The sequence below is a fragment of the Bradyrhizobium sp. Pa8 genome, from assembly GCF_052588265.1.
Genome location: NZ_CP176767.1, coordinates 4,314,668 through 4,334,950, shown reverse-complemented (window position 1 = coordinate 4,334,950; position 20,283 = coordinate 4,314,668). Strand labels below are relative to the sequence as shown.

The window sequence follows — 20,283 nt, the reverse complement described above, 5'->3', positions numbered from 1 at the left end:
GAATGCAAAAAATCCGCCGGAGCTTTGCAGCTCCGGCGGATTGAAGACCAACCCGGGCCAGCCCCCCGGCCCGGGCCGGGAGGGTCTTAGGCCGCGGCCTTCTTGTCGGCGGGCACGGACGCGATCGTCTTCAGGATCTGCGAAGCGATCTGGTATGGGTCGCCCTGCGAGTTCGGACGGCGGTCTTCCAGATAGCCCTTGTAGCCGTTGTTGACGAAGGAGTGCGGAACGCGGATCGACGCGCCGCGATCGGCAACGCCGTAGCTGAACTTGTTCCACGGCGCGGTCTCGTGCTTGCCGGTCAGACGCTTGTCGTTGTCCGGGCCGTAGACGGCGATGTGGTCCATCAGGTTCTTGTCGAAGGCCGCCATGAGCGCCTCGAAGTACTCCTTGCCGCCGACCGTACGCATGTACTCGGTCGAGAAGTTGGCGTGCATGCCGGAGCCGTTCCAGTCGGTGTCGCCGAGCGGCTTGCAGTGGAACTCGATGTCGATGCCGTACTTCTCGGTCAGGCGCAGCATCAGGTAGCGCGCCATCCACATTTCGTCAGCGGCCTTCTTGGAGCCCTTGCCGAAGATCTGGAATTCCCACTGGCCCTTCGCGACTTCCGCGTTGATGCCTTCATGGTTGATGCCGGCAGCCAGGCAGAGGTCGAGATGCTCTTCGACGATCTTGCGGGCGACGTCGCCGACATTCGAGAAGCCGACGCCGGTGTAGTACGGACCCTGCGGCGCCGGATAGCCGGAGGCCGGGAAGCCGAGCGGACGGCCGTCCTTGTAGAAGAAGTATTCCTGCTCGAAGCCGAACCATGCGCCGGCGTCATCGAGGATGGTGGCGCGCTTGTTGGAGGCGTGCGGGGTCTTGCCATCGGGCATCATGACTTCGCACATCACGAGCACACCGTTGGTGCGCGCGGCGTCCGGGAACACGGCGACCGGCTTCAGCACGCAATCGGAGCTGTGGCCTTCGGCCTGCTGCGTGGAGGAGCCATCGAAGCCCCAGAGCGGAAGCTGCTCGAGCGTCGGGAACGACGCGAATTCCTTGATCTGTGTTTTGCCGCGCAAGTTCGGAGTCGGCGTATATCCGTCGAGCCAAATGTACTCGAGCTTATACTTGGTCATTGAGCCTCTCTGTAGATGATGCGAAAGGTGGGGTTGAGAGCCCCCGCACGTTTGTACCCGGCCATCATCGGCCGCCGCTCTACAAGCATTTTGCGTGCCAAAAGGCCGCAGCGCGGGAGGCTTTCCACCGCGGCCGGGATCGGCCCACCAACGGCAAACCGTCCCCGGTGGCGTGCGTCATAGCCGCGCACCTTCGCGTGAAGCTGCACCGCAAAAATCCCGCGGAAAACGCCTGATTCTGGAGCAGACGCGCCGAAGCCGGAGATTGCCGATGAAACGCGCATCAACGTCCGGCAACTTTCGCAAAGTCCTGCGCCCTGCCTAGCAACCTTTGGAATGGCCCAGGCGTTAGCCACCGACACGGTGCCTTAGGGGATGCAGAGGGTCACATGCCCACAAATTAGGCAGCAACTGATTTCCTTTTCAGCACTTTCCAATTCGGGATGCGCGGCCGATATGGGGAATCCAGTAACCACAATCGAACGAGTCGGGCGCACCATGGAGGCCAAGGCGCTTCGACCCAGGAGCAATCGCAATGATGAATAATGGTCTGAATCACGGATCTGCAACGATCTACCAATTCCCTGTCGGGGGCCGCGCGGCTCTCGCCGGACGCCGCTATGGCGACACCGGCCTTCCAGCCGATCATGCTTCGCTTCCCGCGAACGTCTCGATCTGCAGCGACAGCTGGTACCACCAGGATGCCGTCGACGAAGCAAAGCCCAAATGGGAACGCTAATGTTTGTGTTTGGTATGATGCCGCCGCGCTCGCGCAAGCGTCCGACGGAAGTTTGAAAAAGGGTCGAAACAACGAGGTTTCGGCCCTTTTTGATTCCTGGTGGACTCCCGGCTAGAGCGCGGGCTTTTCGATCACCGTGCAGGAAGTGACCGGCCGCTTCAGATGCTGGACCGTGGTCGCTCCGGTCTTGCCGATCCTCAGCGTGATCCCTGCCCCCGAATAGCGCGTGCCAGAAAGCGCCAGCCGCTTCTTCAGCGTGACAGGTTCGCCGTCGATCTGAAGGAAGGCGCGTTTGTCATCGTCATAAAATCCCACGATGAACTGCGTACCATCGGCGCAGCGATAGGTCCGGAACGTCTGCGCGTCCGCCTGTCCCGCACCGATAATTCCGCCCGACAGCATGGTGATCGCCAAAACAATGGCCTTGTGCCGGCCCATGATTGCCCCCTGAATGCACTCAAGGACGCCGTAGTGCGTCCAGCGGAAACATAACCCAAGCTGATCTCATGCCAGATTCCCTCGCCCGCCACCTCGCCCTGCAAGGCGCCAGCAATTTTCGCGACCTTGGCGGCTATCCGACCATCGATGGCCGCACCACGCGCTGGCGCCACATCTTCCGCTCCAACCATCTCGGCCAGCTCACGCCCGCCGACGTCGAGATCGTCCGCGCGCTGGGCGTGCGCAGCGCCTTCGATTTTCGCGGCGTCGAGGAGCGCGCGGCCGGCGTCTGCGTCGTGAACGAGATCACCGTGCATTCGCTGCCGATCGAGCCGACGGTGGTGGCCGCGCTGCGCGCCGAGCTTGCCAAGGGCAGGCTCACCGCACCGGTTGCGCTCGACCTCATGCGCGAGTCCTACCGCAACTATGTCCGCCACAACACGCACAGTTTTCGCGCGCTGTTCGGCCATCTCCTGGAAGACCGCGCGCCGCTGGTGATCCACTGCACCGCCGGCAAGGACCGCACCGGCTTTGCAAGCGCGCTGATCCTGCATGCGCTCGGTGTGACCGACGAGGTCATTGCCGAGGACTACCTGTTGACCAACCAGCACTACAAGCGGGACGCGACGGCCGCCATCGACCTGCCGGAGGACGTGCGCAACGCCATTGGCAGCGTCGAGGCCTCGTATCTTGCCGCTGCGTTCGAAGCCGTCGGCAGGGAGTACGGCGATCTCGATACCTATTTGCGCGACGGGCTCAAGCTGGGCACGGCCGAGCGGACCGCGCTGAAAGAGCGTTATCTCAAGTCGTAATCAGACACGGGCATCTTTGTGTCACGCCGGTCTTCGTTAGGATCGCCGAACGAAGAGCGCGCGCAACATGCATCGTGCTCCAGTCGCTCTGATGCAGCTTCAACTCATCGTCAGCCGCGAGCAGCTGCTCGAACGTTGCGTTGTTGTACGCGTGCCAATGCCGCATCAGCGCCCAGCGCGGGAACAGATTGACCTTGGCGTCTTGCGCCGCGGTCCGGATTGCCGAAACCATCTTCTCCGAAAGCTCGGCATTGTCCTCGAGCATGGCTGTCACGTATTGCGGGTCGATCAGAATGACGTCCATGGTCGGGTGACCGCGCAGGAGCGTCAATCCCTCGGCGATCTTCCCAACCACTTCATCGAAGTTGAATTGCTCCTTGCGAAACACAGCGTTGGTTCCGACTTGCCAGAGCACCAGGGAAGGATTGTCGGCAAAGATATCGTCGTTGAACCGATCCACTTCCTGTGGCGCATCTTCACCGCCCTTGCCGCGGTTGAACAAGTCGATCCGAATGTCTTTATGGAGGTCATCATCCTTATAGTGTTTTCTCAAGTACAGCTCGAGCCGCGCGGGATATGCAACGACGTTGCCGAGTCCGGCCGTCGAGGACGACCCCATCGCCACGATGCGCACGGGCCCCTTTCCGCCCAATGCCTTCCTGAAATTCTCCAGCGGGTACTGCAGATGAACGATCGCAGCAGGAAACTCGAGGGTCGGCAAATTGTCAGACATGAAACAACCTCCTCAACCATCTAAAGTTGCATTTATAGCCCAATTTGGAAGCCGCCGCCATTGCAAGCCCAATTCACCGCGCGCAATAGTTGGCGCGAATTGAAACGACGGAGAGCGCCGTGCAGGGAAAAGTCATTGTCGTGACGGGCGCGCTTGGCGCCCTTGGCAAGGTTGTCGCCGAGACAGCGTTGGCGCGCGGAGCGCGTGTGGCCGGCATCGATCACGCGCCCTCGCAGATGTCGGCAACGCCCGAACGCATCGAGATCGGCAGCGTCGATCTGTCCGACCCAGCGCAAGCGAAGACGGCGGTCGAGGCAGCGGCAAAGCACTTCGGCAGGCTGGATGCGCTGATCAACATCGCCGGCGGCTTCGCGTTCGAGACCGTGGGCGACGGCGACATCAGGACGTGGCAGCGCATGCATGCGCTCAACGTGCTGACGGCCCTCAACACCTCGCACGCGGCGCTGCCGCATCTCGCCACGTCCGGGGCCGGCCGCATCGTCAATATCGGCGCCACGGGCGCGCTTCAGGCAGGTTCCGGCATGGGCCCCTATGCGGCGTCGAAAGCCGGCGTGCATCGCCTCACCGAGGCGCTTGCCAACGAGTGGAAGGGCAAGGTGACCGTGAACGCGGTGCTGCCGTCGATCATCGACACCAAGGCCAACCGCGCCGACATGCCGAAGGCGGATTTCTCCAAATGGGTGACACCGCAGGAACTCGCCGAGGTGATCCTCTTCCTCGCGAGCGATGCCGCGAGCGGCGTCACTGGCGCGCTGATCCCGGTGAGCGGTCGGGTCTAGTCCGGCACCAATAGCCGCAGATTGCCCTTGAAGCGGATGCTCTGCTTGCCGGCGAGCGCGATGCCTTCGCCATAGGCGGTCTCGCCGGCTAGGTGCCGCTGAAGCCGATCGTCACGACCTTGCGACCCCACACCGGGCGCTCGTCGAACGAGGGCGAGTGCTCCTCGTTGGTCAGCTCGCCCTTCCACTTGCCGTCGGCCGAGGTGTAGCTGCCATAGGCGAAGAAGAATGAATCGCCGCCTCGCATGGTGCCGTCGCGCAGGACCATAACGCCCTGGTTGCCGCCCTGGACGGCATCCAGCATCTCGATGCGAATGTGATAGAGGCCATTCCTGATTGTCATCTTCGCAAAGCGCCCGACTGTCCCGGTCGCAGGATAGCCGCACCATCGGTTCCCGATCAAATGGCGCAGAGCCACAACTGCGTTCCGGGCTAGACTGGCCGCAACTGATTCTCGGAACGCAAGACTCGGACGCTTTCCTTGGAAACCGCGCTTTATCTACCCGTCAAACGCTTCCTCGAAGAGCTCGGCTTCACGGTCAAGGGCGAGATCGGCGGTTGCGACCTCGTCGGTCTCAGCGCCGGCGATCCGCCTGTCGTGGTGATTGGCGAGCTCAAGCTCGCCTTCAATCTCGAGCTGATCCTCCAGGCGGTCGACCGCGCGCCCGCCGGCGACGAGGTCTGGATCGCCGCAAAGATGTCCGTGCGCGGCAAGGGGCGCGAGAGCGATGCGCGTTATCGCAATCTCTGCCGCCGCCTCGGCTTCGGTATGCTTGGGGTCACTGACCGCGGCCAGGTCGAGGTGCTGGTGAAGCCGCCGACGGCAGCGCCGCGCCGCGAGCCAAAGGTCCGTTCGCGCCTGGTCGCCGAACATCAGCGCCGCCAGGGCGATCCCGTGCTCGGTGGCAGCACCCGCGCGCCGATCATGACTGCCTATCGCCAGCAGGCGCTGGCCTGTGCGTCGGAACTCGTCGGTGGGCCACGAAAGGTGCGCGAATTGCGCGAGCGCTGTCCCGATGCCGGCAAGATCTTGCTTAGCAATGTGTATGGCTGGTTCGAACGTGCGGACCGGGGAATCTACGGGCTCACCGAGGCCGGACACGCGGCGCTGAAACGCTGGCCGCAGGCACCGATGAAAGAAACGCCCCGCGGGGCATCCCTGCCCTAGCGGCAATCACGTTGGGAGACATCGCATGATCGTTGTGACTGGCAGCGTAACGGTCCGTGCCGAGACGTTTGACGAGGCGCGCCGCCTGAGCCTCGAGCATGTTCATCGGTCGCGACAGGAGCCCGGCTGCATCTCACATGCAGTGCATGTCGACTGCGAGAACCCGCTCAGGCTGGTATTCTTCGAGCAATGGGCCGACCGCGCCGCGCTCGCCGCCCACTTTGCGGTATCTGCATCCGGTGAGTTCGTACGGACCTTGCGCTCACTGGCCACAGGGCCCACCACGCTCGACCTTTATGAGGCCAGCAGGCTCGAAAAGCTGTGAGCGCATAGCTGTGATGCCACACCAAATTCATATTGCAATGCAACATCTCCGGCACTAGGTATCCCGGCATCAAACCGAGGCCGTTATGAGCGCAGACTGGAATACCAAATATGGCACGCGGCGCGTGCGCCACGATCCGCCGACCCTGGACGAGGCGATCTTCGCCGCCGTCGGCATCACCGACGATCAGGAGCAGCAGGCAGAGATCGCCTCAGCGCTGATGGGGATGCCGCTCGACGTCGTGCAGGCCGAGGTGAAGAAGCAGGCCCGCACCAACGGCCGCATCACCGCCACGCGCGTGATCGCTGGCGAACAAGGTGCGCAGCGCTCGGTGGTGGTCGAACGCCGTGTCGTCCGCCGCTTCGGTAACGACAAGCGCACCGGCACCTGAGCGCGCAATTCCCTATCCCCAATACGAAAGCGGACCGGTTTTGCCGGTCCGCTTTTTGATTCCAATCCGCTTTTGGATCTAGGCGGCGCGGTTGCCGTACATGCTGGAGATGATCTTCCAGCAGGTCGAGTTGAAGCTGAGAAGAGCGCGGCCGGCCGTGAAGGGCGAGGCCGCGAGTTCAGCGAGCTCGGCCTCGGGCGTCTTGGCGAGATCGATCGTGCCGGTCGATTCGCCATGACGGAATTGCAGATTCGCGCCGAACTTCCTGGCGAGCGCCCGCATGGCGTGATTCTCGGCGCCGGTGGTGATGCGCAGGCGCTTGTAGCCTTTCCAGCGCGCTTCCGCGATCAGCCGGCTGAACAAGATGGTGCCGACGTTCTGGCGCCGCGCCGAGGCTTCCACGCTGAAGGCGACCTCGGGCAGCGAATCGTCCTCCGGCGGATGCAGCTCGGCCGCGCCGCGGACCACGCCGTCGACGATGTAGGCGACAATCACGGTGCCGTCCTCGGCGCAGCGGGCGGCGTAACGCTCGATGAAGCTGTCGTCGAGAAAGCCGTTGAAACGGTCGTGCCGGCTTGCGGAATCAAGCCGCAGGAGGTGATCGCGCAGAAGCGGCAATTCTTCCTGCTGGCTCAAGGTCCGCACATAGCCCGGAACGGGCGTCGTGCGGGTCGTGTCTTCAAGTACCACGTCAAAACTCCTCTTGGTGTCCCTCGAGGAGGCGTTCGAATCCCTAGGCTCCCAATATTGTGCGACGCAGCATGTTTTTCAAGGCGGGAACCTGCCCAAGTTTCAGGCATCGAAAGCGACCAATTCGTTAATAAAATCAAACCCCCGTAGTCATACGAGGACCAGCTGGGTCTGGGTCACCACGGCGACCAGCTTGCCGTCCTCGGTCTCCAGCCGGGTGCTCCAGACCTGGGTCCGCCGTCCCCGATGGACCGGTGTGGCCGTGGCGATAACCGTGGTTCCCTCCTTCGCCCCGCCGATGAAGTTGGTCTTGCTCTCGAGCGTCGTGGTGCCCTTGGCATCCTCCGGCAGATTGATCACGGTCGCGGCCGCGCCGACGGAATCGGCGAGCGCCATCACCGCGCCGCCGTGGATGGTGTGGTGGAGCGTGCAGAGGTCGGGCCTGACCGTCATCCGGGCCACCACGCGGTCTTTCTCGGCCTCGACGAATTCGACGCCCTTGAGCTCGGCAAACGGCATCTTCATCGCTTTAAGCTTCTCGAGCGGCGTCATCGGATCTCCTCCCAATTCATTGTTGTCTCAGCGTGAATTGCTTCGGGCGGCAAAGCAATGACGTCCGAGGTAATGACCCTGCTGACATCGGCGACGGCATTTGCGCATATGCTCTTCCCATGCGCCACTTCCCGCCCCGCCGCATCGTTTGCCTGACCGAAGAGACGGTCGAAACGCTGTACCTGCTCGGCGAGCGGGACCGCATCGTCGGCGTCTCCGGCTACGCCGTCCGCCCGCCTCAGGTGCGGCGGGAGAAGCCGCGGGTGTCGGCCTTCGTCTCAGCAGACATTCCGAAGATCCTGGCGCTGGAACCGGAGCTGGTGCTGGCCTTCTCCGACCTCCAGGCCGGCATCGTCGCCGATCTCGTCCGCGCGGGCGTCGACGTCCATGTTTTCAATCAGCGCGACATCGCCGGGATTTTGGCGATGATCCGGACACTTGGTGCGCTGGTCGGCGCCGCTGAACGCGCCGAAGGCCTTGCCGGTAATCTCGAACGGCGCCTCGCAGAGATAGCGGCAACACCTCGCCCCTCGGCGCGGCCAAAGGTCTATTTCGAGGAATGGGACGATCCGTTGATCTCCGGCATCGGCTGGGTGTCCGAGTTGATCGAGATCGCCGGCGGTGAGGATGTGTTTCCGGAGCTGCGACATCGGCAGGCGGCAAAGGATCGCATCGTCTCGGCGGAGGCGGTGCGCGAGGCGGCGCCCGACGTGATCCTCGCCTCCTGGTGCGGCAAGAAGGTGGTGTCTGCCCGGATCAAGCAGCGCGACGGCTGGAGTGAAATTCCGGCCGTGCGGGATGATCGCATCGTCGAGATCAAGTCGCCGATCATCTTGCAGCCGGGGCCGGCGGCGCTGACGGATGGGCTGGATGCGATCGTGACGGCGTTGTGGGGCGAGCACAGCTCTCTCATCCCGTCATTGCGAGCATAGCGAAGCAATCCAGAGTGCCTCTGCAGAGAGATTCTGGATTGCTTCGTCGCAAGAGCTCCTCGCAATGACGTCTGGGCGGCCACCGAGCCTCACGTCACCGCATTCACGACCTGATATTCCGGCCGACGCCAGACCTCGCCTGCGATCACCTCTTCGATGATCTCGGCTGCTCGCATGATCTCGCTCTCCCCAATGTAGAGCGGTGTAATCCCGAACCTCATGATGTCAGGCGCGCGGAAATCGCCGATGAGGCCACGGGCGATCAGGGCCTGCATGGCGGCATAGCCGCCGTCGAAGGCGAAGGAGACTTGTGAGCCGCGGCGCTCGTGCGCGCGCGGGGTGACGAGCTTGAGCTGCGGGCAGCGGCGTTCGACCTCGGCGATCAGGAGATCGCCAAGTGCCAGCGAACGCGCACGGACCTCACGAATGTCGACCCTGTCCCAGATGTCGAGCGAGGCCTCCAGCGCCGCCATTGCGAGCACCGGCGGGGTACCGACGCGCATGCGCTCGACGCCGCCGGCCGCTGCGTAGCCAAGCTCGAACGCAAACGGCTTGGCGTGGCCCATCCACCCCGACAGCGCGGCGCGCGCGCCGTCGGCGTGGCGCGGCGCGACGTAGAGGAAGGCCGGCGCGCCGGGGCCGGCGTTGATGTATTTGTAGGTGCAGCCGGCGGCGAAATCGGCGCCGCAGCCAGCGAGATCGACCGGTAGCGCGCCAGCCGAATGCGCGAGGTCCCAGACCGTGACGATGCCGAGCGCATGCGCCTTTGCGGTCAGCGTCGCCATGTCGTGGCGCCGTCCGGTGCGATAGTCGACCTCGGTGATGTAGAGGACCGCAATCTCCTCCGACAACGCGGCCTCGATCTCCTCCGGCGCCACCAGGCGCAATTGATGGCCGCGGCCGAGCGTCGCGATCAGCCCCTCGGCCATGTAGAGATCGGTCGGAAAGTTTCCGATGTCCGATAGCACCACCTTGCGCGAGGCGTTCATGTCGAGCGCGGCGGCGAGAGCCTGGTAGACCTTGAGCGACAGCGTGTCTCCGACCATCACGGAGCCGGCTTCCGCACCGACCAATCGCGCGATGCGATCGCCGACATGGCGCGGCTGGGCATACCAGCCCGCACTGTTCCAGGCGCGGATCAGCTCGTTGCCCCACTCGGCCGTGATGACGTTGCTGACGCGCTCGGCAACGCCCAGCGGCAGCGCGCCGAGCGAATTGCCGTCGAGATAGATCACGCCCTCAGGCAAATGGAACAAGGCCCTGGTGTCGTCATAGACGCGGAGCTTGGTCATGGGATCTCTACAGAATCGTGCGGACGCGCCAGAGCTCGGGGAACAGCTCGACCTCCAGCATGCGCTTGAGATAGCTGACGCCGCCGGTGCCGCCGGTGCCGCGCTTGAAGCCGATGACCCGCTCGACCGTCGTGACGTGGTTGAAGCGCCAGCGTCGGAAATAGTCCTCGAAATCGACCAGCTTCTCGGCAAGCTCGTAGAGCATCCAATGCGTTTCCGGCGCTTCGTAGACGATCCGCCAGGCCTGGAGCACGCCCTCGTTGAAGCTGTGGGTCTCGCGAACGTCGCGCGCCAGCACGGACGCGGGCATCTTGAGCCCGTTGCGGTCGGCGAGCCGCAGCACCTCGTCGTACAGACTCGGCGTGGCAAGCTCGCCTTCGAGCAGCCTGGTCGTTTCCACATCGTGCGCGTGCGGCTTGAGCATGGCGTGGTTGCGGTTGCCCACCAGAAATTCGATCAGCCGGTACTGACGCGACTGGAAGCCCGAGGACTGGCCAAGCTGCGAACGGAAGCGCGTATACTCGCTGGGCGTCATGGTGCGCAGCACGTCCCAGGCACCGTTGAGCTGCTCGAAGATGCGCGACATCCGCGCCAGCATCTTCATCGCGGGCTGCACTTCATCCCTGGCGATGGCGCGGCGCGCGGCGCTGAGCTCGTGGATCGCAAGCCGCATCCACAGCTCCGTGGTCTGATGCTGGATGATGAACAGCATCTCGTCATGGGCTTCCGAGAGCGGATGCTGCGCGCCGAGGATCGCATCCAGCGCCAGATAGTCGCCGTAGGACATGCGCCGGGCGAAATCGGTCTCGGCGCCTTCGCTCGTGGGATCGTAATCGCTGGACGTCATGGCAGGCCCTTTCGATCGATCGATCCTCGCCGCGTCAGTCGAGGCCGATCAGGCGCGCGGTGATCGGGGACGACGGATCCTTCAGTCCGTCGATCACCGTAAAATGGTTGAGCCCGGGATCGACGACGAGGCGCGTCGGTACGTCGAAGCCGGTCCAGACATTGGCGATCAGATCGGACTGGCGCATGAATTCGGGCCGTTCGCCGCCGCCGACCCAGGCCGTGACCGGCGAATGTCCCCGCGGCAGGTGCAGCGCCGCGCTTTCAAGCGTCGCCTCGTCCATGGTCATGCGCAGCGTCTCGTTCATCTTGGTCTTCAGCAGCGGACGCAGATCATGCAGCCCGCTGATCGAGAGCGTGCCGGCGATGCGGTTGTAGACGGCAGGCTCGAGCCGGCTGTCGTTGCACAACATCCGCGTGACGAGATGGCCGCCCGCGGAATGGCCGGCGAGCCGGATCGGGCCGGAGACGAGCGAAGCCGCCTTGGCGATCGCGGCGGTGATCTCTGCGGTGATGTCGGAGATGCGCGCGGCCGGCGTCAGCGTGTAGCTCGGCAGCGCCACCGTCCAGCCGTGATGCCGCGCGCCTTCGGCCAGATCGGTCCAGGTCGACTTGTCGAAGCGCATCCAGTAGCCGCCGTGCACGAAGACGACGAGGCCCTTGCTGTCGCCGTCGGGCAGGATCAGATCGAGACGCTGGCGCTCGCCCGGGCCGTAGGAGGCGTCCGCGCGGAAGTCTTTCAGGCCGGCGCGGTAAGCCGCTGCCCGCTCCGCCCATTGGGCCGGCATCTTGTCCGAGCCCGGGATATGGGCCGAATTGGCATAAGCATCATCCCAATCGCGCATCGTGACACCCAAGGATTCGGCCGTCGAACTGGGGGCCAGTCTGCCACCAGTCAGGACGGCGGCCTAGTCTTTCTTTTAAGCTTAAAGGATTTTGGGCTGCCTGTGCTTCGGGCAGCAGAGCGGCAAACTCCGTCATTGCGAGCGCAGCGAAGCAATCCAGTCTGCCTCCTCAGCAACAGTCTGGATTGCTTCGTCGCAAGAGCTCCTCGCCATGACGACGGAGCGAGCTACGCCTTCTCCAGCCCGCACCAATCCGCGATGAACAGGGCCATCGCCTTGGTCGACTTCTTCAGCGACTCCAGCTCGACGAATTCGTTGAAGCCGTGCATCTCGCCGCCGCTCGCTCCGAAGCAGAGGCTCGGGATACCGTGATTGAGACCGTAGAAGCGGGTGTCGGTAAGCGCGGTGAAGACGAGGTCTTGGATTTCGCCGCCATAGACGGTGTTGAAGGCCTTGCCGAACGCGGCCTCGGGCGCCGCGGCGTCGGTCAGTTCATACCCCTCCGACAGGAAGCCCGACCATTCGACCTCCGGCGGATTGTTGGCGAGGAAGCGGTGGTTGCGCGCGGCAGCCGCAACGCAGGCCATGATCTCCTTCTGGTGATCGGCGATCGACCAGTCCGGCAGGACGGCGATACGGCAATCGACGTCGCACCAGGCCGGCACGCTGGAGGCCCAGTCGCCACCCTTGATGATACCGGGGTTGAAGTTGATGGGATGGTTCAGCGTCTTGAAGTGCCGATCGGCCTTTGCGCGCTCGTTCCACTCGATCTCGAGCTTTTGCAGCGCCTGGATCAAATGATAGGCCGCCATGATTGCGTTGGCGCCGGAGCCGGCGAAGGCAACGTGGGTCGGATGGCCCTTCACGCGCAGGCGAAACCAGATCACGCCGACCTGCGAGCGCACCATCTTGCCGCCGGTCGGCTCCGGGATGAAGCAGGCGTCGGCACGATAGCCGCGCTGCAATGTCGAGAGCGCGCCGACGCCGGTGCTCTCCTCCTCGATCACGGACTGGAAGTGGATCCGCGCCGTCGGCCTGAAACCCGCCGCCTTGATCGCATCCAGCGCGTAGAGCGCGCCGATCGTGCCCGACTTCATGTCGCAGGCGCCGCGGCCGAACATCTTGCCGTCCTTGATGACCGGAGAAAATGGCGGCGTGTCCCACAGTTCCAGCGGCCCCGCGGGCACGACGTCGCAGTGCCCCTGGAGGATCAGCGATTTGCCGCCATTCGTTTGCGGTCGGTAGGTGCCCACCACCGTGCGCGCCTTGGAGAAATCGTGCTCGATCGGACCGAAGCCGCGCAGGTCCTTGAGGTCATCGACATCGATGTGCCAGTCGTCGACCTCGTAGCCCCGCGCGCGCAGGAGATCGCCGATCATGTCCTGGCACGGCCCCTCCGCCCCGCGGGTCGAAGGGATCGCGACGAAAGCGCTTGTGGTCGCAAGCTGGGCTTCGAAGCCGGCATCGACGGCGTCAAGAATCCTCTGCTGCGTGTCGGCGTTCATCAGGCTACTCCAATCGGGCATTCAGATCATCGATAGAGCGCAAGCTAGCCGATTTCAGGCGTTCGGGTACTCCACAAAATAAGCATCCCGCAATGCATCTTCGAGCAGCCGGCCTTCCGAATAGCCATTCAGCGTCGCAGGCCGGGTTACACCATCCAGCAGGCGCGGGCACGGCTCCGGCGCGCCCAAGACGGTGCGCACGGGGATGCGCTCGGCATAGATCGGCAATTCGTAGTCCTCGTCGTCGTCAGCGACACCCTTGGCGCGGACTTTGGCCGAGGCTTCCTCGATCTCCATTGCAATGAAGGAGGTCGCCTTGATCTCCTGCGCGCTGCTCTGACGCAGGCTCGCGGTGCGATCCGGGAAGAAGCGATCGACCATGGCGATCACCGCCCGCTCCTTCTCCTCGGGGTCGGTAACGAGATAGGCGGTGCCGAATGCCATCACGGCGCGGTAGTCGGCGGAATGGTTGAAGCCGCAGCGCGCCAGCACGAGGCTGTCGAGATGGGCGACCGTCAGGCAGACGCGCTCGCCCCTGGTCTGGTTGCGCAGCATGCGGCTGGCGCTCGAGCCGTGCCAGTACAGCTTCGTTCCCTCGCGCCAGAAGAAAGTCGGCGTGCAATAGGGCTGGCCGTCGATCACGTAGGAGACGTGGCAGAGCATCGAGGAATCCAGGATGCGGTGAACCGTGTCGTGATCGTAGAAGCCGCGGTCGTGACGGCGCTTGACCTGGTTGCGCGCTGACGTCGGATAGGAATTCTGGCTTTCAGTCTGGCTCACGGCCGCTCCTGTCGGGCTTGGAACAATTCCAGGAGAGTTGTAGCCGCGGATTTGGTCTGCGATAGTGCCAATTCCATGCGAAAAATTCCGACCAATTCTGTCCCCTCGCCGGCCAAGGCCGAACTGCCCCTCGACCTGACCGGCCCGCACATCACCGCGGGCGCGTCGTCGGCGCACCGGCTGTACCAGGCGTTGTGCGACATGATCGTCTCTGGCCTGGTCAAACCCGGCGAACCGCTGCCTCCGTCGCGGACGCTGGCCAAGCAAACCGGCTTCCGCCGCAACGCCGTCGTCACTGCCTATGAACGGCTGATCGCCGACGGCTTTGCCGCGGCGACCGTCGGCTCCGGCACCTTCGTCGCCGCGCGCATTCCCGCACGCGCCGCCGAGCCGAGGAAGCCGAAGGCCGTGGTCGAAACACCCAGGCAGGGCGCGTTCGCGCTCGGCTGCACCCATATCGACGAACGCGCGGTGCAGCGTTTTCGCGCTTTTGTCGGGCGGCGCATGCGCGCATTCGGGTCCGAGCATCTGCATTATGGCGATCCGCGCGGCAGCCGCGAGCTGCGCGCGGCGATCGCCGATCATCTGCTGTCGGCGCGTGGCCTGCGCTGCGACCCGGATCAGATCATGCTGACCTCAGGCACGCTGCATGCGCTGCGCATCGTGTTGAGCGCGATGCTGAAGCCCAACGACCAGGTCTGGTGCGAGGACCCGGGCTACCCCGCCGCGCGAAGAACCATTTCGCATTGCGGATATCGTGCCGTGCCCGTTCCGGTCGACGAGCACGGGATATTTGTCGCCAAGGGCCGCACCGCCGCATCGTCCGCACGTGCGGCCTATGTGACGCCGTCGCACCAGTTTCCGCTGGGCGTACAGATGTCGATGCCGCGACGGCTGGAACTGCTGGATTGGGCGAGGCAGGCCGGCGCCTTCGTGCTGGAGGACGACTACGACAGCGAGTTCCGCTATGACGGCGCGCCGTTGATGTCGCTTGCCGGCATCGATCATCTCCAGCGCGTGATCTACATGGGCACGTTCGCCAAGACGCTGTTTCCGGGCCTGCGCATCGGCTATTGCGCGTTGCCCGAGCGGCTGATCGCTGATGTCACGGCCGCGCGCGCCGCGCTCGACCGCTTTCCCGGAACGCTGATGGAGGGCGCGGTGGCCGACATGCTCAATTCCGGCGCGTTCGCCGCGAACCTGAAGCGGGTACGCAAGCTCTATCGCGAGGCGCGCGACGCGCTGGCTGAGACCCTGGAAGCAGCATCCGACGGCGCGCTGTCGGTGCCGGTGCCGTCGCAAGGGCTGCACCTCGTCGCCCGGTTCGATCCGTCGGTCCAGCTGTCGGCGGCGGCAGAGGCCAAGCAGGCGGCAGGCGCGGAAGGCTGGCTACTGGCCGACACCTATTCGCGTGCGCGTCCCCTGCCCGGATTCGTGCTGGGATTTTCCGGCCACGCGGTTCCGCAACTCGTGGCCTCCGCCGAACGGCTCGCGCTGGAGTCGCGCGGTGCCTTGCGCGCGAGGAGCAAATCGGCCCGGCGGGCGTGACGAACGTTCACTATGAGAATCGCCTGCCGCTCCCTACATTGCGGCATCGACGCCGGGACCTCACATCATGCTGCTGCGCCGCGCGACCTGCCTCTCGCTGCTGATCTCGGTCGCCCTCGCGACGACGGCGCATGCCGTCACTGTCGGACGTGAACAGGACATCACCGATCTCAAGCTCGGCCAGCGCGTGCAAGTGGATGACGGAACCTGCCCCGCCGGGCAGGTCAAGGAAGTGCGCGGCGCGAGAATGACCGACAAGGGCGTGGCGCGGACCACGGCCTGTGTGCCGCGCTACGGTCCGAAATCGAAGTGATGGTTATGACTTCGCCGGGTCGAACATGCACTGCAAGGTCGGTTTGGCGATCTTAGTGAAGGTCGAGCCGATCTCGCCCTGCTTGGACGCCGGCACCCAATCAGTCTCGATCGTTGGCACGCCGGTCTCGCTGATGCCGCGCAACAGCGCCTCGCGCAGATCGCGGTCCTCGACGGCCGCAGCGGCGTGATCATGCAGGCAGCCGCAGACCTCCTCGGGATGCTCCCAACGCCCGAGCATCCGCGGCGCACACTGACGGACGAACTCGCTGCGGGGATCCGGTAGTCTGGAGGGAGCCCGCACCTGCGCATGGGCAGCGCTGATCGTCAGAAGCGAAACGAACGCTGCGGCGCAGAACCGGACAATCATGATGGCCTTTATCGGCTGGTTTTTCTTGTGATTTTCTTGTGATTTTCTTGGCTGTCGATCAGAAACGCGCAGCGACCACGATCGGTTGCGATGCCGGAGCGATGACCGGCGGCGAGCCGCTGTACTTGAAGGTGCCGACGCCCGGGAGATTGCCGTCCGGCGAACCTGCGAACGAAGAGCCGGCGAGCACGAAAGCGAAGGCAAGGATGAAGCTAAGCGTGCGCATGATCTCGTGTCCCAGTTCCGTGGCCGGCGGTCCGCCGTCGTCGTTGTGAAGCTGATAACCATGCGTCGTTTCGCGCGTGATGCGCCAAAAGCGGAAAATGGTTTCGTCTTTGTGAGAATTGTTTCATCGCGCCCCTGGCGACGAAACATTCAGCGGAAAATCCCAGTCTTTTCAGAGGGGCCGCGCGGCGCCTGAAAGTGGCCTTGCAGGCTCTGTCCGCGCCTGGAAGCAGACCCACACGGCGCGCCGTCACACGCACGCCTTCCGCACTTCACATGCATTTTACGCTTTTCTGCTGAAGAGAAGCCCGAACGAAGGCTGGGTTCCGTCGAACCGGGGGGCGATTCGACTGCGACCCAAGCCATCGAAACCGAGAAGCCCGGAACCACCGGGCGCGTTCAGTTGAGGGATGCCATCATGACGGCGCAAGATCGCGCAACGCCGCGCGACGCGGACCTACGGACGGACCGTGCCGACCCGCAATCCAGCCGGGTCGCTTCGATCGGGGCAATGTCGCTCCAGTCGGGCCGCGGCCACGAGGCCGCGCCACAAGCATTCGTGCGGCTGACCGGGTCGCATCTCGCAAAGCCGCGCGCCAGCCGCACTCTCGTCACTGAGTGAACGCACCCGCGTCACTGGGTGAACGCAAGCGCGTCACTGAGTGAAGAACTCGCCGCACTTCTGGACGTTGGCGTCAGCCGGTCCCCACGGCATGACCGGCACCGTGGAGGTCGAGTTCTTCGGCGAGCCCTCGATCAGCCGGTCCGAATAGACCATGTAGACCAGCACATTGCGTTTGGCATCACAGCCGCGCACGATCTGCATCTTCTTGAAGAACAGCGAGCGGCGCTGGCGGAACATGTCGTCGCCCTGCTCCATCTTGTTCTTGAACTTGATCGGACCGACCTGACGGCACGCCAGCGAGATGTCCGAGACCTCCTCGGCAAGGCCGAGCCAGCCCTTGAAGCCGCCCTTCTCCGGCACCGTGAAATGACAGGCCACACCCTCGACCTCGGGGTCGTCGAGGCCGTAGGTCGCGAGCTTGTCGTTCGGGCTCATCCATTTGAACACGGTCGAGCGGCGGAAGATCAGATCCGGCTCGTCGGCGGCGGTTGCGGAAGTCGCTGGTACAGCCAGCAGCAGGAGGAATAAAGCGAGGTCTTTCAGGCGGATGCCGGAAAGACCGGGGAAACGAGATGACATGAAGTTCTCCGGTAACAAGTCCCGGCAATGTAGGCATGCGACAGCCGGTCAGGAAGACGACCAGCAGCCGTTACAGCCGCCGTTTACCGCTCCGTGAGGCTTTTTTGCTACGTCATGGACAAAAGTCGCTGGCGGCAGAACTGCCGTGCTAGTGAACGCGTATCCCCTCTGCGAGACTAATTTCTGAGTTGGATTGTGGATTCGAGGAATGAATAGCGTGAACGGGGCCAGTTTTTCTGCCAGGCCAGTCCGGCTGTGGCAGGTCGCCATTTTGACGGCGGCGGGTGCGATTGGCTTGACCAGCCAGGCGGACGCGGCGTTCTATTACTGGAGCGACTACTCCGACGGATCCTACGCCGCCCGGCAGGAGCGCTATCCCGACATTCCCCGGCAGAAGCCTCAGAAGCGCAGTACGGCCGGCAAGAAAGCGGTTGTCGCCGAGAAGGAAGCCGGCACCAAGCCGCAAGGTCCGCTCGTGATCGTCGTGTCGATCGATCGGCAGAAGGTGACGGTCTACGACACCAACGGCGTCTTCGCGGAATCCCCAGTGTCGACAGGCATGAAGGGCCACTCGACGCCGATGGGCGTGTTCAGCGTGATCCAGAAGCACAAATTCCATCAGTCCAACATCTATAGCGGCGCGCCAATGCCGTACATGCAGCGGATCACCTGGTCCGGCATCGCCATGCATGCCGGCGTGCTGCCGGGCTATCCGGCCTCGCACGGTTGCATCCGCATGCCGATGGCGTTCGCGGTGAAGATGTGGAACTGGACCAGAATGGGCGCGCGCGTGATCGTCTCGCCCGGCCAGATGTCGCCGCAAAATTTCTCGCATCCCCTGCTCGCCTCGGTGCGCGTGCCGCCGCAGCCCGCCGTCAGCCTGGAGCCGCAGACCAATGTCGGCGACAAGGCCGACAAGGGCGCCGCACCAACCAAAGTCAGCGAAGCAAAGCCCGTCGAGACGAAGACCGCCAGCGCGGAGAGCGCGCTCGAGCTGCGTTCGTCGGTCGGCCATACCGTGATGTCGGATGTGACCACCGGCAATGCACCGGCGCGCGAGGAAGCAGCCGCTCCGGCCGACAAGGTTGAGGCCAAGTCTGAAAAGAGCGCCGAGGCATCTGACCCGGTCAAGCCGCAGTCGGAAGAAGCCGCCAAGCCCGCAAGCACCGACGCAAAGCCCGTCGCGGCCGCAGAAGCGCCCAAGACTGCAGAAGCGCCCAAGGCTGAAGCCGCCGCGCCCGCGAAGAAACCCGATACGCCCGCTGCCGCACCGGCGCTCGCCGCCTCGCCCGACGCCAAGAAGGACGAGACCCGCGTCGCCGATCCTGCGCCTGCCGCGAAGCCGGAGACGCCCAAACGGGCCGGCCAGATCGCGGTGTTCATCAGCCGCAAGGATTCCAAGCTCTACGTGCGGCAGAACTTTGCGCCGCTGTTCGAGGTTCCCGTCACGATCGCTGCGAGCGACCGGCCGCTCGGCACCCACGTCTTCACCGCCGAGGTCGACAAGACCAACACCAACGCGTTGCGTTGGTCAGTGGTATCGCTGCCGGTCTCCGCCCGCGCCGCCGCGCGCGAGGATGACAGCCGCGTGACACTCCGCCAGCGTGGCGCCGCCGTGATCCCCGTCGCCGCCAAGCCCGTTACAGCCAAACCCGTGGTCATGCCGGACAGCCCGGCCGAGGCACTCGACCGTATCTCGATCCCGGCCGACACCATGGCAAGGATCAACGAGATGCTGACATCGGGCGGCTCGATCATCGTCTCCGACCAGGGCATCAACCAGGGCGAGACCGGCGAAGGCACCGACTTCATCGTCCGCCTGTACTAGAGCGCTTTCGAGCAAAGTGGCGCCTTGCCGCGTCCGATAACGCGGTGTTGACCAGGCGCGTCGCGCCGACGCAGTAAAGTGCGTCCCGGATCACGTCGGGGGACGTTGCCATGCTGAACCGCAGGACCATGCTCGCCGCGCTTGTCGCGACGACCGCGTCTGCTGGACGCAGCCGTGCCGATGGCGGCATGAGCCGGATCTCGGCCTATGCCTTCTCTTTCCCTGCATTATCAGGCGACGACATCCGCCTTGCCGCGTTCACGGGCAAGCCGCTGCTGGTCGTCAACACCGCTTCGCTCTGCGGCTACACTCCGCAATATGCCGGCCTGCAGGAAATCTGGAGCGAGTTTCGCGAGCGCGGGCTCACCGTGATCGGTGTGCCCTCCAACGATTTCGGCGGTCAGGAGCCCGGCGGCACCAGCGAGATCACGGAGACCGCACACCACCAATACGGCGTTACCTTTCCGATCGCGGCCAAGGCCGTGGTGGTCGGCGCCAAGGCGCATCCGTTCTACAAATGGGCGGCCGAGGCGCGCCCCCGCGACGTTCCGCGCTGGAACTTCCACAAATACCTGATCGGGCGCGACGGCTACATTGCCGAGGTGTATCCGTCTGCGGTCGATCCGACGGACACACGGGTCAAGACGGCGATCGCGAAGGCGCTGGCCGACAGCTGACACCCGCAGCCCGCATCCGGTTGGGCACAATTGTGGCGGGGTGCCAAACAGCCGTTGCAATGACGAGGGCCCACCATCTAGGCTAGGACTATCAAGGGGCAGGATGGTTTTGCCAGAGGCGAAAAGCTGCGGCGGAACAACGGGATCAAT

At 64.2% G+C, this 20,283-nt stretch carries 26 protein-coding genes; 12 read left to right on the top strand and 14 right to left on the bottom strand.

All coding sequences use genetic code 11. The annotated features are described in order from the left end of the window. Window positions 1-86: 86 nt before the first annotated feature. The gene (locus ACKWRH_RS19540) at window positions 87-1,121 is read right to left on the bottom strand and encodes a glutamine synthetase beta-grasp domain-containing protein (RefSeq protein WP_038943077.1); all 1,035 of its coding nucleotides are present in this window, start codon (window positions 1,119-1,121) and stop codon (window positions 87-89) included. A 535-nt stretch (window positions 1,122-1,656) separates the two neighbouring features. Between ACKWRH_RS19540 and ACKWRH_RS19535 the strand changes: the two genes are divergently transcribed. Beyond that, the gene (locus ACKWRH_RS19535) at window positions 1,657-1,860 is read left to right on the top strand and encodes a DUF2735 domain-containing protein (RefSeq protein WP_445221917.1); all 204 of its coding nucleotides are present in this window, start codon (window positions 1,657-1,659) and stop codon (window positions 1,858-1,860) included. A gap of 111 nt (window positions 1,861-1,971) precedes the next feature. Here ACKWRH_RS19535 and ACKWRH_RS19530 read toward each other — a convergent pair whose 3' ends face one another. Further along, a complete protein-coding gene (locus ACKWRH_RS19530) occupies window positions 1,972-2,298 on the bottom strand; it encodes an MliC family protein (RefSeq protein ID WP_063983627.1) in 327 nt (108 codons plus the stop codon). 68 nt (window positions 2,299-2,366) lie between these two features. Here ACKWRH_RS19530 and ACKWRH_RS19525 point away from each other — a divergent pair, with 68 nt between their 5' ends. Beyond that, on the top strand, window positions 2,367-3,110 hold the full coding sequence (locus ACKWRH_RS19525; protein ID WP_445221916.1) for a tyrosine-protein phosphatase: 744 nt from the start codon (window positions 2,367-2,369) through the stop codon (window positions 3,108-3,110). Here ACKWRH_RS19525 and ACKWRH_RS19520 read toward each other — a convergent pair. Beyond that, window positions 3,100-3,843, bottom strand: coding sequence for an SGNH/GDSL hydrolase family protein (locus ACKWRH_RS19520; protein WP_445221915.1), 744 nt, complete (start codon window positions 3,841-3,843; stop codon window positions 3,100-3,102). The two genes, ACKWRH_RS19525 and ACKWRH_RS19520, sit on opposite strands and share 11 nt — an antisense overlap. 119 nt (window positions 3,844-3,962) lie before the next feature. On the opposite strand from ACKWRH_RS19520, the gene ACKWRH_RS19515 reads away from it, so the two are divergent. Next, window positions 3,963-4,643 carry an SDR family oxidoreductase gene (locus ACKWRH_RS19515; protein WP_445221914.1) on the top strand — a complete coding sequence of 227 codons (681 nt, stop codon included), beginning with the start codon at window positions 3,963-3,965 and terminating at the stop codon, window positions 4,641-4,643. An 88-nt stretch (window positions 4,644-4,731) separates the two neighbouring features. Here the strand turns inward: ACKWRH_RS19515 and ACKWRH_RS19510 are convergent, their stop codons facing one another. Beyond that, window positions 4,732-4,986, bottom strand: coding sequence for a hypothetical protein (locus tag ACKWRH_RS19510; RefSeq protein ID WP_445221913.1), 255 nt, complete (start codon window positions 4,984-4,986; stop codon window positions 4,732-4,734). 138 nt (window positions 4,987-5,124) lie between these two features. Here ACKWRH_RS19510 and ACKWRH_RS19505 point away from each other — a divergent pair, with 138 nt between their 5' ends. From ACKWRH_RS19505 to ACKWRH_RS19495, 3 genes are all read left to right on the top strand, one after another. After that, window positions 5,125-5,811 (top strand): DUF2161 domain-containing phosphodiesterase, encoded by a 687-nt coding sequence (locus tag ACKWRH_RS19505; RefSeq protein WP_445221912.1) that lies wholly within the window; start codon window positions 5,125-5,127, stop codon window positions 5,809-5,811. A gap of 25 nt (window positions 5,812-5,836) precedes the next feature. Beyond that, window positions 5,837-6,136, top strand: a complete 300-nt coding sequence (locus ACKWRH_RS19500; protein ID WP_445221911.1) for a putative quinol monooxygenase — start codon at window positions 5,837-5,839, stop codon at window positions 6,134-6,136. 85 nt (window positions 6,137-6,221) lie between these two features. After that, window positions 6,222-6,527 (top strand): hypothetical protein, encoded by a 306-nt coding sequence (locus ACKWRH_RS19495; RefSeq protein ID WP_445221910.1) that lies wholly within the window; start codon window positions 6,222-6,224, stop codon window positions 6,525-6,527. Between the two features lie 78 nt (window positions 6,528-6,605). Here the strand turns inward: ACKWRH_RS19495 and ACKWRH_RS19490 are convergent, their stop codons facing one another. Together ACKWRH_RS19490 and ACKWRH_RS19485 are read right to left on the bottom strand one after the other, a co-directional pair. Beyond that, window positions 6,606-7,217: a GNAT family N-acetyltransferase gene (locus ACKWRH_RS19490; protein ID WP_028147806.1), complete on the bottom strand. Its 612-nt coding sequence runs from the start codon at window positions 7,215-7,217 to the stop codon at window positions 6,606-6,608. A gap of 150 nt (window positions 7,218-7,367) precedes the next feature. After that, complete coding sequence (locus tag ACKWRH_RS19485) at window positions 7,368-7,769, bottom strand: PaaI family thioesterase (RefSeq protein WP_028157491.1); 402 nt, start codon at window positions 7,767-7,769, stop codon at window positions 7,368-7,370. Window positions 7,770-7,888: 119 nt separating this feature from the next. Here ACKWRH_RS19485 and ACKWRH_RS19480 point away from each other — a divergent pair, with 119 nt between their 5' ends. Beyond that, window positions 7,889-8,701: a cobalamin-binding protein gene (locus tag ACKWRH_RS19480; RefSeq protein WP_445221909.1), complete on the top strand. Its 813-nt coding sequence runs from the start codon at window positions 7,889-7,891 to the stop codon at window positions 8,699-8,701. An 89-nt stretch (window positions 8,702-8,790) separates the two neighbouring features. Here the strand turns inward: ACKWRH_RS19480 and kynU are convergent, their stop codons facing one another. The 5 genes from kynU to ACKWRH_RS19455 all read right to left on the bottom strand — a co-directional run bounded on the left by kynU (window position 8,791) and on the right by ACKWRH_RS19455 (window position 13,969). Further along, complete coding sequence (gene kynU, locus ACKWRH_RS19475) at window positions 8,791-9,993, bottom strand: kynureninase (RefSeq protein WP_445221908.1); 1,203 nt, start codon at window positions 9,991-9,993, stop codon at window positions 8,791-8,793. A 7-nt stretch (window positions 9,994-10,000) separates the two neighbouring features. Beyond that, window positions 10,001-10,840, bottom strand: a complete 840-nt coding sequence (kynA, locus tag ACKWRH_RS19470) for a tryptophan 2,3-dioxygenase (protein WP_014495717.1) — start codon at window positions 10,838-10,840, stop codon at window positions 10,001-10,003. Window positions 10,841-10,874: 34 nt separating this feature from the next. Continuing rightward, a complete protein-coding gene (locus ACKWRH_RS19465) occupies window positions 10,875-11,684 on the bottom strand; it encodes an alpha/beta hydrolase (protein ID WP_445221907.1) in 810 nt (269 codons plus the stop codon). Between the two features lie 227 nt (window positions 11,685-11,911). Then, window positions 11,912-13,189 (bottom strand): ArgE/DapE family deacylase, encoded by a 1,278-nt coding sequence (locus ACKWRH_RS19460; protein ID WP_445221906.1) that lies wholly within the window; start codon window positions 13,187-13,189, stop codon window positions 11,912-11,914. Between the two features lie 54 nt (window positions 13,190-13,243). Further along, window positions 13,244-13,969, bottom strand: coding sequence for a pyridoxamine 5'-phosphate oxidase family protein (locus ACKWRH_RS19455; RefSeq protein ID WP_445221905.1), 726 nt, complete (start codon window positions 13,967-13,969; stop codon window positions 13,244-13,246). 75 nt (window positions 13,970-14,044) lie between these two features. Between ACKWRH_RS19455 and pdxR the strand changes: the two genes are divergently transcribed. Continuing rightward, the gene (gene pdxR / locus ACKWRH_RS19450) at window positions 14,045-15,517 is read left to right on the top strand and encodes a MocR-like pyridoxine biosynthesis transcription factor PdxR (protein WP_445221904.1); all 1,473 of its coding nucleotides are present in this window, start codon (window positions 14,045-14,047) and stop codon (window positions 15,515-15,517) included. A 67-nt stretch (window positions 15,518-15,584) separates the two neighbouring features. Next, the gene (locus ACKWRH_RS19445; RefSeq protein ID WP_445221903.1) at window positions 15,585-15,830 is read left to right on the top strand and encodes a DUF6719 family protein; all 246 of its coding nucleotides are present in this window, start codon (window positions 15,585-15,587) and stop codon (window positions 15,828-15,830) included. A 3-nt stretch (window positions 15,831-15,833) separates the two neighbouring features. Here ACKWRH_RS19445 and ACKWRH_RS19440 read toward each other — a convergent pair whose 3' ends face one another. Together ACKWRH_RS19440 and ACKWRH_RS19435 are read right to left on the bottom strand one after the other, a co-directional pair. Beyond that, a complete protein-coding gene (locus ACKWRH_RS19440) occupies window positions 15,834-16,199 on the bottom strand; it encodes a hypothetical protein (protein ID WP_028147797.1) in 366 nt (121 codons plus the stop codon). A 58-nt stretch (window positions 16,200-16,257) separates the two neighbouring features. Continuing rightward, window positions 16,258-16,425 carry a hypothetical protein gene (locus ACKWRH_RS19435; protein WP_445221902.1) on the bottom strand — a complete coding sequence of 56 codons (168 nt, stop codon included), beginning with the start codon at window positions 16,423-16,425 and terminating at the stop codon, window positions 16,258-16,260. A 417-nt stretch (window positions 16,426-16,842) separates the two neighbouring features. On the opposite strand from ACKWRH_RS19435, the gene ACKWRH_RS19430 reads away from it, so the two are divergent. Continuing rightward, complete coding sequence (locus ACKWRH_RS19430) at window positions 16,843-17,046, top strand: hypothetical protein (RefSeq protein WP_445221901.1); 204 nt, start codon at window positions 16,843-16,845, stop codon at window positions 17,044-17,046. 33 nt (window positions 17,047-17,079) lie between these two features. Here ACKWRH_RS19430 and ACKWRH_RS19425 read toward each other — a convergent pair whose 3' ends face one another. Continuing rightward, on the bottom strand, window positions 17,080-17,628 hold the full coding sequence (locus ACKWRH_RS19425) for a CreA family protein (protein ID WP_445221900.1): 549 nt from the start codon (window positions 17,626-17,628) through the stop codon (window positions 17,080-17,082). Window positions 17,629-17,836: 208 nt separating this feature from the next. Between ACKWRH_RS19425 and ACKWRH_RS19420 the strand changes: the two genes are divergently transcribed. Both ACKWRH_RS19420 and ACKWRH_RS19415 read left to right on the top strand, forming a co-directional pair. Next, window positions 17,837-19,456, top strand: coding sequence for a L,D-transpeptidase (locus ACKWRH_RS19420; RefSeq protein ID WP_445221899.1), 1,620 nt, complete (start codon window positions 17,837-17,839; stop codon window positions 19,454-19,456). A 110-nt stretch (window positions 19,457-19,566) separates the two neighbouring features. Next, window positions 19,567-20,133 carry a glutathione peroxidase gene (locus tag ACKWRH_RS19415; RefSeq protein ID WP_014495728.1) on the top strand — a complete coding sequence of 189 codons (567 nt, stop codon included), beginning with the start codon at window positions 19,567-19,569 and terminating at the stop codon, window positions 20,131-20,133. Window positions 20,134-20,283 lie beyond the last annotated feature (150 nt).